Source organism: Pantoea sp. YU22 (assembly GCF_003970755.1).
Classification (GTDB): Bacteria; Pseudomonadota; Gammaproteobacteria; order Enterobacterales; family Enterobacteriaceae; genus Pantoea; species Pantoea piersonii.
In genome coordinates this window covers 55,229-73,325 of sequence record NZ_RYDU01000007.1, presented here as the reverse complement: position 1 = coordinate 73,325, position 18,097 = coordinate 55,229, and the positions used below count along the sequence as shown (strand labels likewise).

Genomic DNA, 18,097 nt, shown 5'->3' with positions numbered 1-18,097 from the left:
CCGACAACGATAAAAAGCACCATATAATCGACGCGAGGATCGCGCCCGATCACTAATTAAGAGGCCGAGGATGCAGGTTTTACATGTCTGTTCAGAACTTTTTCCGCTGCTAAAAACCGGCGGGTTGGCTGATGTTGTTGGGGCATTGCCACAGGCGCAAATTGCGGACGGAACGGATACGCGGGTGCTATTGCCCGCTTTTCCCGACCTGCGCAAGGGGATTCCTGAAACGGAGGTCGTGGCCGAGTTGCAGACCTTTGCCGGTCCGACACGGCTGCTGTTTGGCCATTTCAACGGCGTGGGCATCTATCTGATCGACGTGCCGGAACTTTACGATCGACCCGGCAGCCCGTATCACGATACGTCGCAGTTCGCCTATGTGGATAACTATCTGCGCTTTGCTCTGCTTGGCTGGATGGGCTGTGAAATCGCTTGCGGGCTGGATACTTACTGGCAGCCCGATATCGTGCATGCGCACGACTGGCATGCGGGCCTGACCTGCGCCTATCTGGAGGCGCGCGGACGACCGGCAAAGTCAGTGTTTACCGTGCACAACCTGGCGTACCAGGGACTCTTCAACGCCCGTCATCTGGATGAAATCGAGCTGCCTGTAGAATTCTTCGCTATGCACGGCCTGGAGTTCTACGGACAGATCTCCTACCTGAAGGCGGGCCTCTTCTATGCCGATCACATTACTGCGGTTAGCCCGACTTATGCGCATGAAATCACGCGTCCAGAGTTCGGTTACGGCATGGAGGCGCTGCTGGAACAGCGGCTGCGCGAAGGACGCCTGAGCGGCATCCTGAACGGCGTCGATCCTGGCATCTGGGATCCGGCGCACGATCTGCTGCTCAGCGCGCGCTATAACCGCGACACGCTGGAAGCGAAGGCTGAAAATAAACGTCAGCTGCAGATCGCGATGGGGCTGAAGGTCGATGACAGCGTGCCGGTGTTCGCGGTAATCAGTCGTCTGACCCGGCAGAAAGGGCTGGATTTGGTGCTGGAAGCGCTGCCTGGCCTGCTGGCGCAGGGCGGCCAGCTGGTGCTGCTGGGGCAGGGAGATGCCGAGCTGCAGCAGGGCTTCCTGGCCGCGGCGGCGGAGCATCCCGGCAGCGTCGGCGTGCAGATTGGTTACCATGAGGCTTTCTCGCACCGCATTGTCGGCGGCGCGGACGTCATCATGGTGCCGAGCCGTTTCGAACCCTGCGGCCTGACGCAGCTCTATGGCCTGAAATATGGCACCCTGCCGCTGGTGCGGCGTACGGGCGGCCTGGCCGATACGGTTAACGACAGCTCGCTGGAGAACCTGGCCGACGGCATCGCCAGCGGATTCAGCTTTGAAGACAGCAATGCCTGGTCGCTGTTACGGGCGATTCGACGTGCTTTTGTATTGTGGTCCCGCCCTTCTCTGTGGCGTTACGTTCAGCGACAGGCGATGGGGATGGATTTTAGTTGGCAAGTGGCCGCACAGGCTTACCGCGATCTTTACCAACGTTTGCTGTAACGAGAGACTGGGATAACTGATATGAATGCTCCTTTCAACTATACGTCGCCGACACTGACGGTCGAAGCGTTGAAACACTCGATTGCCTATAAGCTGATGTTCACCATCGGTAAAGATCCATCCGTGGCGAACCAGCATGACTGGCTCAACGCCTCGCTGCTGGCGGTGCGCGACCGTATGGTGGAGCGCTGGCTGCGCTCCAGCCGCGCGCAGCTTTCGCAGGATGTACGTCAGGTTTACTACCTGTCGATGGAGTTTCTGCTGGGCCGGACGTTAGGCAACGCGTTGATGGCGATGGGCATTTATGACGATCTCAATCAGGCGCTGGATGAGATGGGGCTGAATCTTGCCGATCTGATGGAAGAAGAGAACGATCCCGGCCTCGGCAACGGCGGCCTCGGACGGTTAGCCGCCTGTTTTCTCGATTCGCTCGCCACGCTGGGCCTGCCGGGACGCGGCTACGGCATTCGTTACGATTACGGCATGTTCAGACAGAACATTATCGACGGCGAGCAAAAAGAGTCGCCCGATTACTGGCTGGAGTATGGCAACCCCTGGGAATTCCAGCGCTATAACACGCGCTACAAAGTGCGTTTCGGCGGCCGCATCCAGCATGAAGGAGCGAAAGTCCGCTGGCTGGAGACTGAAGAGATTGTCGCCATGGCGTACGATCAAATCATCCCCGGCTTCGATACCGACGCCACCAATACGCTGCGCCTGTGGGGCGCGCAGGCGAGCAACGAAATCAATCTCGGCAAGTTCAACGAGGGTGATTACTTTGCGGCGGTTGAAGATAAAAACCACTCGGAAAACGTCTCGCGCGTGCTCTATCCCGACGATTCCACCTACTCAGGCCGGGAACTGCGTCTGCGCCAGGAGTATTTCCTGGTCTCCGCCACGGTGCAGGACATCCTTAACCGCCACTGGCAGATGCATAAGACCTGGGACAACCTGGCGGATAAGATCGCCATCCACCTTAACGATACCCACCCGGTGCTGGCGATCCCGGAGCTGATGCGTCTGTTGATCGACGATCATAAGTTTACCTGGGACGATGCGTTTGAAGTGACCTGCCAGGTCTTCTCCTACACCAACCACACGCTGATGAGCGAGGCGCTGGAAACCTGGCCGGTAGAGATGATCGGCAAGATCCTGCCGCGGCATCTCGGTATTATCTTTGAGATTAATGACTACTTCCTGAAGACGATTCAGGAGTACTACCCGGATGACTGGGATCTGCTGTCGCGCATCTCGATCATTGATGAAAACAATGGCCGCCGTATTCGTATGGCGTGGCTGGCGGTGGTGGTGAGCCACAAGGTCAACGGCGTTTCCGAGCTGCACTCTAACCTGATGGTACAGTCGCTGTTCGCTGACTTCGCTCGTCTGTTCCCGGGCCGCTTCTGCAACAAAACCAACGGCGTTACGCCGCGCCGCTGGCTGGCGCTGGCTAACCCTGCGCTGTCAGAACTGCTGGACGAAGAGATTGGCCGCACCTGGCGTACCGATCTCAGCCAGCTCGCCGAGCTGAACCAGAAGATCGACTATCCGGCATTTATCGAAAAAGTGGCCGACGCCAAGTTTGATAACAAGCGTCGTCTGGCAGACTGGGTAGCGAAGAACATGGACGTGGTGCTCGATCCTAACGCGCTGTTCGACGTGCAGATCAAGCGTATCCACGAATATAAACGTCAGCTGCTGAACGTGCTGCACGTTATTACCCGCTATAACCGCATCAAGGCCGATCCCACCGCCGACTGGGTGCCGCGCGTCAATATCTTTGCAGGCAAGGCGGCTTCGGCCTACTACACGGCCAAGCATATCATTCACCTGATCAATGATGTGGCGAGCGTGATCAACAACGATCCGCAGGTGAAGAACAAGCTGAAGGTGGTGTTTATTCCAAACTACAGCGTGAGTCTGGCGCAGATCATTATTCCGGCGGCGGATCTCTCCGAGCAGATTTCAACGGCGGGGACCGAGGCATCGGGCACCAGCAATATGAAATTCGCGCTTAACGGCGCGCTGACCATAGGGACGCTGGACGGCGCGAATGTCGAGATGCTTGAGCACATCGGCGAGGAGAATATCTTTATTTTCGGCAACACCACGCCGCAGGTCGAAGCATTGCGCGCTGGCGGCTATAACCCGCGTAAATATTATGAAGAGGATGCCGAGCTGCATCAGGTATTGACGCAGATCGCTTCCGGCGTATTCAGCCCGCAGGAGCCAGGCCGCTACCGCAACCTGTTTGATTCGCTGGTGAACTTTGGCGATCACTATCAGCTGCTGGCGGATTACCGTAGCTATGTGGATACGCAGGATAAGGTGGATGAGCTCTATCGCAAACCGGAAGAGTGGCAGCGCCGCGCCGCGCTGAATATCGCCAATATGGGCTATTTCTCCTCTGACCGGACCATCCAGGAGTATGCGGATGAGATCTGGCATATCAAGCCGGTGAGGTTGTAGTTATCGAGCGGGCGAAAGCCCGCTCGTTTATCTTCTGTCGCGTAGCGCATCTTAACCGCCTGCGCCACGGGCAAAAAAAACGGGGCCGTTGCCCCGTTTTTTCTTTAGCTTGCCAGTGACAGGCTGGGTTTCTGGCTATGCGTTGCCAGCCATTCCGCCACGCGCGCCTGCTGGGCTTCAGTCAGCCACATTCCTTGCTTGGTACGGCGCCAGATAGCGTCATCCAGTTCGCGTACCCATTCGTTCTGCACCAGATAGCGCAGCTCGGCTTCATAGAAATCATGGCCAAAGTTCTCGCCCAGATCTTCAAGACGCGTTGCGCCTTCGAGCAGCGTTTCGGTATTGCTGCCGTAGGTGCGGGCGAAGTGACGCGCCATGCCTTCGGTGATAAACGGATAACGACGACGCAGGCTGGCGGCGTAATCTTCACGGGTACCGGCGATATCGCCGCCCGGCAGCACGCAGTTTTTCGTCCATGCCGGCCCGGCATTCGGGAAATACTTCGTCAGTTTTTCCAGCGCATGCTCCGCCAGTTTACGGTAGGTGGTCAGCTTGCCGCCAAATACCGACAGCAGCGGCGCCTGGCCATTATCGTCACGCACGTCCAGCGTATAGTCGCGGGTAATCGCCTGCGGCGAATCCGATTCGTCATCACACAGCGGACGCACGCCGGAGTAGGTCCAGACTATGTCGTTACGCGCCAGCTGTTTCTTAAAGTGGCTGTTGTAAATCTTGAGCAGGTAGTCGATCTCGCTCTCTTCGATTTTGACGTTTTTCGGATCGCCTTTGTACTCCACGTCGGTGGTGCCGATGATGGAGAAATCGTCCATCCACGGGATAACAAACACGATACGGTTATCTTCGTTCTGCAGAATGTAAGACTGCTTCTCGTTGTGAACGCGCGGCACCACAATGTGGCTGCCTTTGATCAGACGGATGCCGTAAGGCGATTTCAGCTTCAGACCGTCATCGAAGAACTGTTTAACCCACGGACCAGCCGCATTGACCAGCGCTTTCGCGCGCCAGCTATAGGTTTTGCCGCTGTCGATATCTTCGGCTTCCACCATCCACAGGCCATTTTCGCGCCAGGCGCGCGTAACGCGAGTGCGGGTACGTACTTCGCCGCCGCGCTTAACCACTTCCTGCGCGTTCAGCACTACCAGGCGCGCATCGTCTACCCAGCAGTCGGAATATTCGAAACCGCGCGTAATTTCCGGCTTGAGGGCCGAATCCGCGCCAAAACGCAGGCTTTTACTGCCCGGCAGGCTGGTGCGTTTGCCAAGGTGGTCGTATAAAAACAGGCCGGTGCGAATCATCCACGCCGGACGCAGATGCGGACGGTGCGGCAGACGGAAGCGCATCGGGAAGGCAATATGCGGTGCCATTTTCAACAGAACTTCACGTTCAGCCAGCGCTTCGCTGACCAGACGGAATTCATAGTGCTCAAGGTAGCGCAGGCCGCCGTGAATCAGCTTGGAACTGGCGGAAGAGGTCGCGCAAGCCAGGTCCCGCGCCTCCAGCATCAGCACTGACAGGCCGCGTCCTGCAGCGTCCGCTGCAATACCGGCACCGTTGATGCCGCCGCCGATCACGATCAGGTCTTTGGTTTCCACGTCATCTCCTCCGATGTTCGGAATAGTTCATTAATGTTCGTTTTCGAGCATAATCATAATCGCAAACCAACATTGATGCCAGTGTTTAACGCGGTAAAAACATTTTAGCGTGATATAGCTAACATTCTTGCTGAGAAATAAATACATAGCCGGACACTTTGTCAGGTTATTGAGGCTGCTTATCAGGTTACACTAGGCGGTAATTGTGTCGCCCTAACGAGAGAACCATGGAAACCTTCGAATGCATTAACGTTCAGCAGGCCAGCGAGCATCTGGCGCAAGGCGCGCTGCTGGTCGATATTCGCGATCCGCAGAGCTTTGCGCTCGGCCATGCGGAAAACGCACAGCACCTGAGCAACGGCAACCTTAATGAGTTCCTCTCCAGCGCCAGCCGCGAGCTGCCGGTACTGGTGATGTGCTATCACGGCAACAGCAGCAAAGGGGCCGCGCAGTATCTGCTGAGTCAGGGCTTCCGCGCAGCCTACAGCATTGACGGCGGTTTCGACGCCTGGCGCGCCGCGTTCCCAGAGCAGGTTGTCGACGGCGGCCTGTGAGCCACGCCCGATGTACAAGGAGAGTGATTAATGGTGCGCATTACGCAGTTTAATAACCCGCGCATGGCGCAGGCGTTTGTCGACTATATGGCGACGCGCGGCGTCACGCTGCGAATCGAACATGACGGCCATTACGTGATCCTGCTTGATAACGAGGGCCAGCTTGAAATGGTCGAAAACGAACTTCAGCAGTTCGTTCGGCAGCCTGACCATCCGCGCTATCAGGCCGCAAGCTGGCATACCGGCAATACGAAAAGCGGCCTGCGCTATGAGCGCAGCAATTTATGGGCGAATATTCGCGATCGCGCCGGTCCGCTCACCATGACCGTTCTTTTTGCCTGCGTCGCGGTATTTATTCTGATGCAGATTTTTGGCGATCAGACAGTGCTGCTGTGGCTGAGCTGGCCGGACGGGCCGGGACAATATATTCAGGTGTGGCGCTGGTTCAGCCATGCGTTGCTGCACTTTTCGCTGCTGCATATCCTTTTTAACCTGATGTGGTGGTGGTATCTCGGCGGCGCGGTGGAGAAACGGCTCGGCAGCGGCAAGCTGTTCGTCATTATGCTGATCTCGGCGCTGCTCAGCGGCTTTGTGCAGGCAAAATTTAGCGGTATCTGGTTCGGCGGTTTGTCGGGCGTGGTTTACGCGCTGATGGGCTACTGCTGGCTGCGCGGCGAGCGTGACCCCGAAAGCGGCGTCTATCTGGAACGCGGACTGATTGGTTTCGCTATTGTATGGCTGGTGATCGGCTGGTATGGCGCGTTCGGGCTCGCCATCGCCAACGGCGCTCATGTCGCCGGTCTGCTGGTCGGGCTGGCGATGGCGTTTGTCGATACCCGTGCAGTACGGCGTCGTTAGCGCCGGATAAAAGAAGAAAACAGGAGAGTAATGTGAAGCAGACGCAACGTCATGACGCCATTATCGATCTGGTCCGGCGTCAGGGATATGTCAGTACCGAAGAGCTGGTAGAACATTTTGAAGTAAGCCCGCAGACCATCCGTCGCGACCTTAACGACCTCGCCGACCAAAATAAAATTCAGCGCCACCACGGCGGCGCAGCACTGCCTTCCAGCTCTGAAAATACCGCCTGGCAAGAGCGTAAAATGATGTGGTCAGCGGAGAAAGCGCGTATCGCCGAGCGCGTCGCCAGCGAAATTCCCGACGGCGCGACGCTGTTTATTGATATCGGCACCACGCCGGAAGCGGTGGCCTATGCGCTGCTTAACCATAAAAATCTGCGCGTGGTAACCAACAATATCAACGTGGCGACGCTGCTGATGTGTAAGCCCGATTTTCGGCTGATTATCGCAGGCGGTGAAGTGCGTACGCGCGACGGTGGCATTATGGGCGAGGCGACGCTCGACTTTATCTCTCAGTTCCGCCTCGATTACGGCATCCTTGGCATTAGCGGCATTGATATGGATGGCTCTCTGCTGGAGTTTGACTACCACGAGGTGCGCACCAAACGCGCCATTATCGAGAATTCCCGCTGTGTAATGCTGGTTGTCGACCATTCGAAATTTGGCCGCAACGCCATGGTGAACCTGGGCAATATGGGGCTAATCGATCAGCTTTACACTGATAAGCAGCCGCCCGCCAGCATCATGAAGGTAATTGAGCAGCACGAGGTTCAGCTCGAACTCTGCTAATTCCTCGGTCGCAAGCGGCAGTGCCCTTGCATAGCGCAAAAGCGCGCGCTGTCATAAATACGCACCTCATCCCTGAGGTGCGTCTGTCGCCGGACCAGCATTCTGGGTTGTAAAAAACGCAGCCCGCGTTTTTGTTCCTGTGCGGGATGCCTTATGCTTCGCGCGCTTTCGCCGCTCAGGCTGGCGTTTTTCTTTGTTTCCTGTCGATTTTTTCCCCACTGCCGTCTTTACTTAATGCTCTGTTTGCCTGCGCGCCGAAAAGGTATGCCGCAGATAGTGATTACATCGCAACTCAATGGCTTTGGATCGAAACGCTAAGGGGAGAGCATGAAAGAGAGCGCACTGGATCGCGCGGCAGTAGCCGCCGGAATTTCTCTGACCTATACCAACGCCAAAGGCGAGCCGGAAGCCATCAGCGACGAAACCAAAACGGCGCTGCTGGCGGTGATGGGCGATGCCAGAAAAGAGAAGGGCGCGCCGCTGCCGCCGGTACAGGTATTTAGCGGCGGAGCCGCGCGGCAGCTTAACCCGGAAGGGCGCGGCCTCTATCAGTGGCGGCTGCGCAGCGAGAAGGGCCGCGAGTTTAGCGGTGAACTTCAGGCGGGCGAGCCTTTTACACTGCCGTCGCCGCTCGGTCACGGCTACCACCAACTGACGCTGAGCAAAGGTAAGCAGCAGTGGCAGACGCGCATTATCCTTACGCCGCGCCGCTGCTGGCTGCCGGAACCGCTGCGCAACGGCGAGAAACGCTGGGGCGCGCTGGTACAGCTTTATACCGTGCGTTCCGCCGATAACTGGGGCATCGGCGATTTTGGCGATTTGCAGCAGCTTCTGGAGCAGGTTGCGCGTCAGGGCGGCGATTTTGTCGGGCTCAACCCGCTGCACGCGCTCTATCCCGCCACGCCAGATTTCGCCAGCCCCTACAGCCCCTCTTCCCGACGCTGGCTCAATATTATCTATATCAGCGTGGCGCAGCTGGAAGATTTCCAGCAGAGCGCGGCGGCACAGAAGTGGTGGAAGTCGGCAAAAACTCAGCGCGCGCTGGCGAAAGCCCGCGATAGCGAGTTTGTCGACTACGCGGCGGTGATGGCGCTGAAGCTCGCCGCGCTGCGTCACGCCTGGGCGCAGTTCAGCCTGCGCGCCGATGATGACGCGCAGCGGCAGGCGTTTGCGGATTTCGTGCGCGACGGCGGCGACAGCCTGCGTTATCAGGCGGCCTACGACGGCCTGCAGGCGGAACGGCGCAGCGAAGATGCGCAGGCCTGGGGCTGGCCCGCCTGGCCGGAAAGCTGGCGCAACAGCCAGTCGCCCGAGGTGCAGCGCTGGTGCGAGGCGCATGAAGATGAGATCGCATTCTGGCAATGGCTGCAGTGGCTGGCGCAAACCCAGTTTGCTCAGTGCTGGACGCGCAGCCAGGCGCTGAAGATGACGGTGGGGCTGTATCGCGACCTGGCGGTGGGCGTGGCGGAAGGCAGCGCAGAAACCTGGCACGATCCCGAACTCTATCGGCTTGAGGCCTCAGTCGGTGCGCCGCCGGATCGCCTCGGGCCGCTGGGGCAAAACTGGGGGCTGCCGCCGATGGATCCGCACGTGATGCGCGCGCGCGGCTATCAGCCCTTTATCGACATGCTGCGCGCCAATATGCGTGACTGTGGCGCGCTGCGCATCGATCACGTTATGGCGCTGCTGCGGCTGTGGTGGGTGCCGAAAGGGGAAAACGCCGATAAAGGCGCCTACGTCAGCTATCCGGTGCAGGATCTGCTGGGCATTCTGGCGCTGGAGAGTCAGCGCCATCGCTGTATGGTGATTGGCGAGGATCTCGGTACGGTTCCGCCAGAAATTGTCGGCCTGCTGCGCGCCAGCGGCGTTTTTTCCTGGAAGGTGATGTGGTTTGAGCAGCAGCGTGACGGCAGCTATCGTCTGCCCGGCGACTACCCGCGTCAGTCGATCGCCAGCGCCAGCACGCACGATCTGCCGACGCTGAGCGGCTTCTGGAGCGCAGGCGATTTCGCGCTGGGGGAAAAGCTGAAGCTTTATCCCGGCAAAGAGGTGTTGCAGTCGCTGCACGAGCAACGGGCGAAGCAGAAGCAGGCGCTGCTGGATGCGCTGCATAAAGCGGGCGTGATGCCGGCGCGCAGCGCGCGCCAGGCCGATAAGCTGGAGATGACGCCTGCGCTTAACCTGGCGATGCATAAATTTCTGGCGGCAACCGGCAGTGCGCTGCTTGGCCTGCAGCCAGAGGACTGGACAGGCATGACCACGCCGGTCAACGTGCCAGGTACCGTCGATCAATACCCTAACTGGCGACGCAAGCTAACGCAGCCGCTGGAGACGATTTTTACGGATAAAGAGGTAACAAAGCTGTTGAAGGCGGTAAGTCAGACGCGAAAAGGCAAGTAACGGAGAGCGCGCGACAGTCAACGACTGTCGCGCGGAGATATTAGTAGTAGGAGTGTTCGCCGCGCTGGTGCTCGGTGAGATCGCGGACGCCTTTCAGCTCCGGGAAAGCGGCCAGCAGCTCTTTTTCGATGCCATCTTTCAGGGTGACGTCGATCATGGAGCAGCCGTTACAGCCGCCGCCGAACTGCAGAATGGCGAAGCCGTCTTCGGTGATCTCCATCAGCGACACGCGGCCGCCGTGACCAGCCAGCTGTGGGTTGATCTGCGCCTGCAGCAGATACTCAACGCGCTCTGTCAGCGGCGCGTCATCAGAGACCTTACGCATTTTGGCGTTTGGCGCTTTCAGCGTCAGCTGCGAGCCGAGGTTATCAGTAACGAAGTCGATTTCGGCGTCTTCCAGATAAGGCGCGCTCAGCTCGTCAACATAGGCTGAGAGCTTCTCGAACTTCAGTTCCGTGTCGGTCGCTTCTACCGCGTCAGGCGGGCAGTAAGAGACGCCGCACTCGGCGGTCGGCGTACCCGGGTTAATGACGAATACGCGAATCTGGGTGCCATCTTCCTGTTTTGACAGCAGTTTAGCGAAGTGCTCCTGGGCAGAGTCTGTAATTCGGATCATGGCAATTGCTCAATAGTTGACTAATTTAGTTGGTTATAATACGCCCATCACCGACGCTCTACAAGGTACGGCACAGGCACCAGATTTGTACGCTGGCCGCGCCCTGCGCCAGCAAAATGCGGCTGATCTCCCCCACGGTATTACCCGTTGTCACCACATCATCTATCAGAGCGATATGGCGTCCGCGCACGGCGATTTCAAGCTGGAAAGCGCCGCGTACGTTGCGCCGGCGCTGCGATGCGCTGAGTCGATGCTGCAGCGCGCCGCGTCGCCTGCGGCGCACGCCATCCTGGAACGCGCAGCCGAGCCAGCGCGCCAGCGGTTGCGCCAGCAGCGCCGCCTGATTGTAGCCGCGTCGGCAGGCGCGCATCTTATGCAGCGGCACGCACAGCAGCAAATCGGGCCGTCTCAGCCCGCGCGTGCGGTGAGCTTCCAGCCAGCTTAGCAAAAGCAGACGCGCCAGCATCACCCTGAGTGCGGTTATGCGGTAAAACTTCAGCTGACGCACCCAGTGACGCAGCGGCGGCTGATAGCCGCTGACGCAGACCAGTGCCTGCCAGGGGGGCGGCGATCGCAGGCAGCGTCCGCAGACGACGCGGGAGGAGCCGGCGGGCAGGCCGCAGCGCGGACAGAGCACCGGCAACGGCGGCAGGGTGCGCAGGCAGACGCTGCATAGTCCGTGGGCGGCGACGCGCAGCGGCAGTCGGCATAGCCAACAGAGGGCTGGCATTGGTAGCATAGCGGCCTCCTTAATGTTTTACGGGATAGTAACTAATGACCTCGCTTTACTGGCACACCTGCGGAGAAGGGAAGAGTGATCTTGTGCTGCTGCACGGATGGGGACTGAACGCGGAGGTGTGGCAGAGCATCGTGCCGCGGCTCAGCCCGCATTTTCGTCTGCACCTGGTCGATCTGCCGGGCTACGGCCGCAGCACATCTGACGTCGCGCTTTCGCTGGCCGAGATGGCGCAACAGCTGCTGCCGCACTTGCCGCCGCGCGCGCTGCTGCTGGGCTGGTCGCTGGGCGGGCTGGTGGCGACCGAGCTGGCGCTGCGCGCGCCGCAACAGGTAGCGGGAGTGATCAGCGTCGCCTCTTCGCCCTGTTTTACCGCCAGCGAGGAGTGGCCGGGGATTAAGCCGGAAACGTTAGCGACCTTCCGTTCGCAGCTTAACAGCGACTTTCAGCGCACCGTCGAGCGTTTCCTGGCGCTGCAAACTCTGGGCACGGACAGCGCCCGTCAGGACGCGCGCCGGTTAAAAGAGGTGGTACTGGCGCAGCCGATGCCGCCGGTGGCGGTGCTGGATGGCGGGCTGGCGATCCTGCGCGATGTCGATTTACGTGACCAGCTGCCGCGCATCGGGATGCCGTTTTTGCGTTTGTATGGCGCGCTGGATGGGCTGGTGCCGCGTCGTATTGCCGCGCTGCTCGACGCCGCGCTGCCCGCTTCGCCTTCCGTGGTGATGGAGAAAGCCGCGCACGCGCCTTTTATTTCTCATCCGGAGGCCTTCTGCCAGCATATTCTTGATTTCAGTCAGAAGTGTGGTGGTTAAACCGGACGCAAGACTGGAAATTTCCTCACCAGCTGTAATACTTTGTAAGTAGGCATGGCCGCTTAATGATGTGAATTGTCCAGGGAGAGGATAATGCCGTTCCATCTCGCCTGACGCAATCCGGCGTCTGCTTACATCTCACATAACGGAAATGAATGAGGGGTATTGTAATGAAGGTGATGAAATGGGTTGTGGCTTCAGTGGTAATGGGCGCAGTGTCGTTTTCGGCGCTTGCGGCTAAGGAAGTGACCAAAGAAGAAGTGAAGAAAATGAATCTGGAGAAGATCGGTACGGTAAATACCACGGCGGAAACCACTTCGCCAATGGACGCCAAACGCGAACTCTCCAAAATGGCTGATGAAAAAGGCGGCAAATACTACCGCGTGATCGCTGGCCGTGAACACGGCAAATTCAGCGCCACCGCGGATGTCTATAAGTAATCAGCTACGCAACCAGACAAACTGCCAGGCATCCAGCGTAAGCGGCTGGGTGCCATCAACTCTCTTCTCTGTTACCACATCCTGAAAAAGACGCGCCTCCGGCAGCATCGTCTCGACGGTTTTCCCGCTCAGATTAAACACGCACAGCAGGCCGCTACCCGTCTGCTGCGGCTCATGACGCCTCAGCACCAGCAGCGCATTATCGCTGTCATAGAGGGTCATCGGATTATCGGGATGAAAGGCGGCCTGGCGCGTGCGCAGCTGAATCAGCTGACTGAGGCGGGTATAAATGGCGTGACGCAGTCCGCTGCTGTCCGCCAGCGCCGCCTCGATCGTTTTTAAGTCAAACTTTTGCCGGTTAATGGCGCGGTTATGGCCTGCGGCTTTGACGCCTTCATAGTCGTTACGCGAGCCGAGAATACTCTGGACATAGATGGCGGGCACGCCGGGGAACGACAGCAAAATAGCGTGCGCCAGCAGAAAGCGTCGCAGGCGCGTCTGGTCGTCGTCGTTCTGATGGTTGAGCGCGTCGAGATAGGTGACGTTAATCTCATAAGGGCTGGTGGTGCCGTCCGGGTTGTTTTTATAGGAGACCAGCGCCCCTTCCAGCGCCAGATCGCGCACCAGTGCCACAATTTCCGTCTCAGAGAGAATGCCGCGCGCCGGGTTAAGCCCGATGCCGTCGTGCGAGGCGAGAAAATTAAAGAAGGTCGTGCCGCCCTTGCCTGGCTCAAGCGCGCCGGCCCACTGACGCAGCGCGCGTCCTGAACCCGAATGGATAGCGTGCAGCACCAGCGGCGGCAGGGAAAACTGATAGACCATCTGCGCTTCGTCATGACCGTCGCCGAAGTAACTGACGTTATCTTTATGCGGCACGTTGGTTTCGGTGATGATCACCGTGCCGGGCGCGACCGTATCGGCAATGGCGCGAAACAGCTTAACCAGCAGATGCGTTTTTTCCAGATGGATGCAGCGCGTGCCGGGCGTTTTCCACATATAGCCGACGGCGTCGAGACGCACGTAATCCGCCCCTTTTTGCAGGTAGTCGAGCAGCACTTCCACCATACGGATCAGCACTTCGGGATTGCCAAAGTTAAGATCGATCTGATCGGCGCTGAAGGTCGTCCAGATAAAGCGCATCTCGCCGTTCGCCATCTCGAAGGGCGTCAGCAGCGGCGAAGTGCGCGGCCGCGTCACGCCGCTGAGATCGGTGGCGGGCGGCATGCTGATAAAGAAATCGTCCCAGCCGGGATCGAGCGCCAGGTAGTGTTTAAACCAGGCGCTGTGCGCGGACATATGGTTGCAGACGAAGTCAAACATCAGGCGCGTTTCCTGATGCAGCCGGGCGACATCCGGCCAGTCGCCACACAGCGGGTTGACCTGATGGTAATCGATGACGGAAAAGCCGTCGTCGGACGAATAGGGGAAAAAGGGCAGCAGATGAACCAGAGGAAAGGTGGACTGCAAATGCTGCTGATAAAAGCGGGAAAAGCTTTGCAGCGTGGGGACATCCGCCTCGCGAAACTGATCCGCGTAGGTGATCAGCACGACATCCTGTTCGTCCCAGTGCGCTTTGCGCGGCAGCTTAGTCGCGTCGCGCGCGGCGGCGATATGGCGCAGCAGGCGCTCTCGCGCCGCCTGAGGAAAGGTGTCGGCATAGATTTTATCGAGCAGCGCTGTGATCGTTTCCATCGCGAATTGGGTGCCACGTCCCGGGTTGTTTTTTATGCAGGCGTGCTTTCAGCGTAGCGTCAAGAGAGGGATTTTCAACTTTACAGAGGAGGTTACGCGCGCCCGATCCAGAATAAGCCGGGCGCGCGCAGGGTTTAACGTTTTTTGCCGAAGGCCGCCGCCAGCGCATCGCCCATCGCGCTGTTGCCTGCAGGCTGGCTGTTCGGGCGCGGACGCGGCTTCGCGCCGCCAGCCGGACGCGCGTTGTCGCGCGGCGCGCTGCGACCGTTGCCGCTGCTGCGCGCATTGCTGTCGCCAGGCTGTTCATCCAGCCGCATCGTCAGCGCGATGCGCTTGCGCGGCAGATCGACGTCCAGCACTTTCACCTTCACGATATCGCCCGCTTTCACCACCTGATGCGGATCTTCCACAAACTTGTCCGACAGCGAAGAGATATGCACCAGGCCATCCTGATGTACGCCGATATCGACAAAAGCGCCAAAGTTAGTGACGTTGGTCACCGCGCCTTCCAGCACCATGCCCGGCAGCAGATCGTTAAGGGTTTCGACCCCTTCGGCGAACTGCGCGGTTTTAAACTCAGGACGCGGGTCGCGGCCCGGTTTTTCCAGCTCTTTAATAATGTCGGTAACGGTCGGCAGGCCGAAGCGCTCGTCGGTAAAATCGACCGCCTTAACGTTGCGCAGGCTGGAAGGATTGCCCATCAGGTCGTTCAGCGCCTGCTCGGTTGCCGCCAGGATACGCTCCACGACCGGATAGGCTTCCGGGTGTACCGTTGAGGCGTCGAGCGGGTTATCGCCATGGTTGATACGCAGGAAGCCCGCGCACTGTTCAAAGGCTTTCGGGCCGAGGCGGCTTACCTTAAGCAGCTGCTGGCGGTTCTGGAAACGGCCGTTCTCGTCGCGCCAGCTGACAATATTCTGCGCCATCATGCGCGTCAGCCCGGCGACGCGAGCCAGCAGCGGGACGGAGGCGGTGTTGAGATCGACGCCGACCGCGTTCACGCAGTCTTCCACCACCGCGTCCAGCTTCTTCGCCAGCAGGCTCTGGCTGACATCATGCTGATACTGGCCGACGCCGATCGATTTCGGATCGATTTTCACCAGCTCCGCCAGCGGATCCTGCAGGCGTCGTGCGATAGAGACCGCGCCGCGCAGCGAGACGTCGAGATTCGGGAACTCCAGCGCCGCCAGTTCAGAAGCGGAATAGACGGAGGCGCCTGCTTCACTGACGATCACTTTTTGCGCGGTGATATGCGGATACTGTTTCTGCACGTCGAGGAAGAAACGCTCCGTCTCGCGCGAGGCGGTGCCGTTGCCGATCGCCACCAGCTCAACCTGATGTTTCGCGCAGAGTGCAGCCACCACGGTCGCGGCTTTGGCTGCCTGGCCGGTATGCGGATAAATGGTATCGGTAGCGACCAGCTTGCCGGTGGCGTCCACCACGGCGACTTTTACGCCGGTGCGCAGGCCGGGATCGAGACCCATGGTGGCGCGCATGCCCGCCGGTGCCGCCATCAGCAGATCGTGCAGGTTGCGGGCGAAGACGTTAATCGCTTCGTCTTCGGCGCGCTCGCGCACCGTGCCCATCAGCTCCGTCTCCAGGTGCAGCATCACCTTGATGCGCCAGGTCCAGCTCACCACCGCCTTGCGCCAGCTGTCGGCCGGCGCGCCGTTGAGGCGCAGGTTAAGATGCTCGGCGATCAGCGTTTCGCCGTAGCTTTCGCGCGGCGGCTCGTCGAACTGCGGATCGGCGTTCAGCGACAGCTGTAGCACGCCCTCGTTACGACCGCGCAGCATCGCCAGTGCGCGGTGCGACGGCACGCTGTTCAGCGCTTCGTGATGATCGAAGTAGTCGCGGAATTTGGCCCCTTCCTGCTCTTTGCCTTCGACTACGCGCGACACCAGATGCGCGTTTTTCCACAGGTAGTCGCGCACCTTCGCCAGCAGCGTGGCGTCTTCGGCGAAGCGCTCCATCAGGATATAGCGTGCGCCGTCCAGCGCGGCGCGCACGTCGGCGACGCCTTTGTCGGCATCGACATACTGCACCGCCAGCTGTTCGGGATCCTGCGACGCATCCTGCCACAGCGTTTCGGCCAGCGGTTGCAGACCCGCTTCAATCGCGATCTGACCGCGGGTGCGGCGTTTAGGCTTATAAGGCAGATAAAGGTCTTCGAGTTCGGTTTTACTGAGCGTGCCGTTAATAGCGCCGGCGAGTTCGTCAGTCAGTTTGCCCTGCTCGTTAATAGACTTCAGAATCGACTGGCGGCGCTCTTCCAGTTCGCGCAGGTAGCCGAGACGCGTCTCCAGCTGGCGCAGTTGGGTGTCGTCCAGACCGCCGGTCACCTCTTTACGATAGCGTGCGATAAACGGCACGGTGTTCCCTTCGTCCAGCAGACGCACAGCGGCTTCAACTTGCTCCGCACGCGCCTGCAGCTCACTGGCAATAATGTGGCTGAGATCTTTCATCATCGATTCTGTCTTGCTTACAGGGTTGAAAAACAGGGGACAGTTATACGGACTGAAAAGTGAAATTGCCAGCGATGAGGGCGGCTTTCAGCGATATTCTGAATCAGGCGTCCGGGTAGGTAATTTCGTTGACATACCAGAGCGCGGGACCCAGCGGCGTCTCTACCGTCACGGCGTCGCCGGGCTCTTTTTTCAGCAGTGCGCGCGCCATCGGCGAGTCGATTGAAATGTAATCTTTCCGGCCGAAAATCTCGTCGTAGCCGACGATGCGAAAGCGTTTTACCTCGCCGTCGTCATTTTCTACTTCTACCCAGGCGCCAAAAAAGACTTTGCCATCCTGCTGCGGCGAATAGTCGACAATGCGCAGCGTCTCAAGGCTTTTTGTCAGATAACGTACGCGGCGATCGATTTCGCGCAGGCGTTTTTTGTTGTACTGGTAGTCAGCGTTCTCGCTGCGATCGCCAAGGCTGGCGGCCCAGGTCACTTTTTTCGTGACTTCGGGGCGTTCTTCGCGCCAGAGATAGTCGAGTTCGGCTTTCAGCTTATTGAAGCCTTCACGGGTGATCAGTCGGGTTTTCATGCGTATCGACTCGGAAGCGTAAAAGCAGGCAGTGTAAAGCAAAGCAGGCGCGGCAAAAAAGAGTCGGGGAACAGGTTTTCAACGGTGAAAACCCTGTGTGTCGTTCCCCGGTGGCGAAAGGGGCAGGTACAAAAAGTTAAAACGGCTTAAATCGTTATTTTCCCGCCACGGTAGACGTGGTGGTAGAAGAAGAGGTGCTTTTGTCGCCGCCGCCTGCGGTCGCAAGCGCCACGCCGAGCAGCGCGGCGACAGCGCCGACGCCAATGGCGTTAGAGTTGCCCTGCGCGGTGGTCGAGGCCTGCGCACCGGCAGCTTCGCCAGCGGCGGTTGCCGCCAGAGCAGGATTCAAACTAAGGGTGGCCAGCGCACCCAGCACTAACAACGTTTTTTTCATTATTGCTATCCCTGTAGTGAAGCGAGTGAAAGCAGTGTGGTGCAATTCACAGCGGGCGGAAAGATAGCTTTACTAATTGATTTAAAGGACTTTATTTTTGAATGGCCTGAACCGTGGCGAAAATAGCGTTAATCCGAGAGAAGCATGCGGCAAGGCGCGCAGAGGATGGT

Annotated in this window: 15 protein-coding genes; 8 read left to right on the top strand and 7 right to left on the bottom strand. The window is 58.9% G+C overall.

All coding sequences use genetic code 11. The features are described 5' to 3' along the window. Positions 1 to 70 precede the first annotated feature (70 nt). A complete protein-coding gene (gene glgA / locus EKL29_RS12100) occupies positions 71 to 1,504 on the top strand; it encodes a glycogen synthase GlgA (RefSeq protein WP_120457238.1) in 1,434 nt (477 codons plus the stop codon). A 21-nt stretch (positions 1,505 to 1,525) separates the two neighbouring features. Next, on the top strand, positions 1,526 to 3,973 hold the full coding sequence (gene glgP / locus EKL29_RS12095) for a glycogen phosphorylase (protein ID WP_120457241.1): 2,448 nt from the start codon (positions 1,526 to 1,528) through the stop codon (positions 3,971 to 3,973). Positions 3,974 to 4,077: 104 nt separating this feature from the next. Here the strand turns inward: glgP and glpD are convergent, their stop codons facing one another. After that, positions 4,078 to 5,586: a glycerol-3-phosphate dehydrogenase gene (glpD, locus tag EKL29_RS12090; protein ID WP_120457243.1), complete on the bottom strand. Its 1,509-nt coding sequence runs from the start codon at positions 5,584 to 5,586 to the stop codon at positions 4,078 to 4,080. Positions 5,587 to 5,813: 227 nt separating this feature from the next. On the opposite strand from glpD, the gene glpE reads away from it, so the two are divergent. The 4 genes from glpE to malQ all read left to right on the top strand — a co-directional run bounded on the left by glpE (position 5,814) and on the right by malQ (position 10,189). Further along, entirely contained in the window at positions 5,814 to 6,140 is a 327-nt protein-coding gene (gene glpE, locus EKL29_RS12085) for a thiosulfate sulfurtransferase GlpE (protein ID WP_120457245.1), read from the top strand. A 33-nt stretch (positions 6,141 to 6,173) separates the two neighbouring features. After that, positions 6,174 to 6,998 (top strand): rhomboid family intramembrane serine protease GlpG, encoded by an 825-nt coding sequence (gene glpG, locus EKL29_RS12080; protein ID WP_120457387.1) that lies wholly within the window; start codon positions 6,174 to 6,176, stop codon positions 6,996 to 6,998. Between the two features lie 32 nt (positions 6,999 to 7,030). Continuing rightward, positions 7,031 to 7,789: a DeoR/GlpR family transcriptional regulator gene (locus EKL29_RS12075; protein ID WP_033753150.1), complete on the top strand. Its 759-nt coding sequence runs from the start codon at positions 7,031 to 7,033 to the stop codon at positions 7,787 to 7,789. 327 nt (positions 7,790 to 8,116) lie between these two features. Further along, positions 8,117 to 10,189, top strand: a complete 2,073-nt coding sequence (malQ, locus tag EKL29_RS12070) for a 4-alpha-glucanotransferase (RefSeq protein ID WP_126689809.1) — start codon at positions 8,117 to 8,119, stop codon at positions 10,187 to 10,189. Positions 10,190 to 10,229: 40 nt separating this feature from the next. Here malQ and nfuA read toward each other — a convergent pair whose 3' ends face one another. Continuing rightward, positions 10,230 to 10,805: a Fe-S biogenesis protein NfuA gene (gene nfuA, locus EKL29_RS12065; protein WP_120457249.1), complete on the bottom strand. Its 576-nt coding sequence runs from the start codon at positions 10,803 to 10,805 to the stop codon at positions 10,230 to 10,232. Positions 10,806 to 10,863: 58 nt separating this feature from the next. Then, positions 10,864 to 11,544 (bottom strand): DNA utilization protein GntX, encoded by a 681-nt coding sequence (gene gntX / locus EKL29_RS12060; RefSeq protein WP_120457251.1) that lies wholly within the window; start codon positions 11,542 to 11,544, stop codon positions 10,864 to 10,866. Between the two features lie 35 nt (positions 11,545 to 11,579). Here gntX and bioH point away from each other — a divergent pair, with 35 nt between their 5' ends. Together bioH and EKL29_RS12050 are read left to right on the top strand one after the other, a co-directional pair. Next, entirely contained in the window at positions 11,580 to 12,356 is a 777-nt protein-coding gene (bioH, locus tag EKL29_RS12055) for a pimeloyl-ACP methyl ester esterase BioH (protein ID WP_126689808.1), read from the top strand. Positions 12,357 to 12,526: 170 nt separating this feature from the next. Next, entirely contained in the window at positions 12,527 to 12,796 is a 270-nt protein-coding gene (locus EKL29_RS12050; RefSeq protein ID WP_120457255.1) for a YdgH/BhsA/McbA-like domain containing protein, read from the top strand. Here EKL29_RS12050 and EKL29_RS12045 read toward each other — a convergent pair whose 3' ends face one another. The 4 genes from EKL29_RS12045 to yjbE all read right to left on the bottom strand — a co-directional run bounded on the left by EKL29_RS12045 (position 12,797) and on the right by yjbE (position 17,927). Then, positions 12,797 to 14,488: an alpha-amylase family glycosyl hydrolase gene (locus tag EKL29_RS12045; protein ID WP_126689807.1), complete on the bottom strand. Its 1,692-nt coding sequence runs from the start codon at positions 14,486 to 14,488 to the stop codon at positions 12,797 to 12,799. Between the two features lie 134 nt (positions 14,489 to 14,622). Then, complete coding sequence (locus EKL29_RS12040) at positions 14,623 to 16,956, bottom strand: Tex family protein (RefSeq protein ID WP_126689806.1); 2,334 nt, start codon at positions 16,954 to 16,956, stop codon at positions 14,623 to 14,625. 100 nt (positions 16,957 to 17,056) lie between these two features. Next, positions 17,057 to 17,533 (bottom strand): transcription elongation factor GreB, encoded by a 477-nt coding sequence (gene greB, locus EKL29_RS12035; RefSeq protein ID WP_126689805.1) that lies wholly within the window; start codon positions 17,531 to 17,533, stop codon positions 17,057 to 17,059. Positions 17,534 to 17,687: 154 nt separating this feature from the next. Beyond that, positions 17,688 to 17,927, bottom strand: a complete 240-nt coding sequence (gene yjbE / locus EKL29_RS12030) for an exopolysaccharide production protein YjbE (RefSeq protein ID WP_120457263.1) — start codon at positions 17,925 to 17,927, stop codon at positions 17,688 to 17,690. Positions 17,928 to 18,097 lie beyond the last annotated feature (170 nt).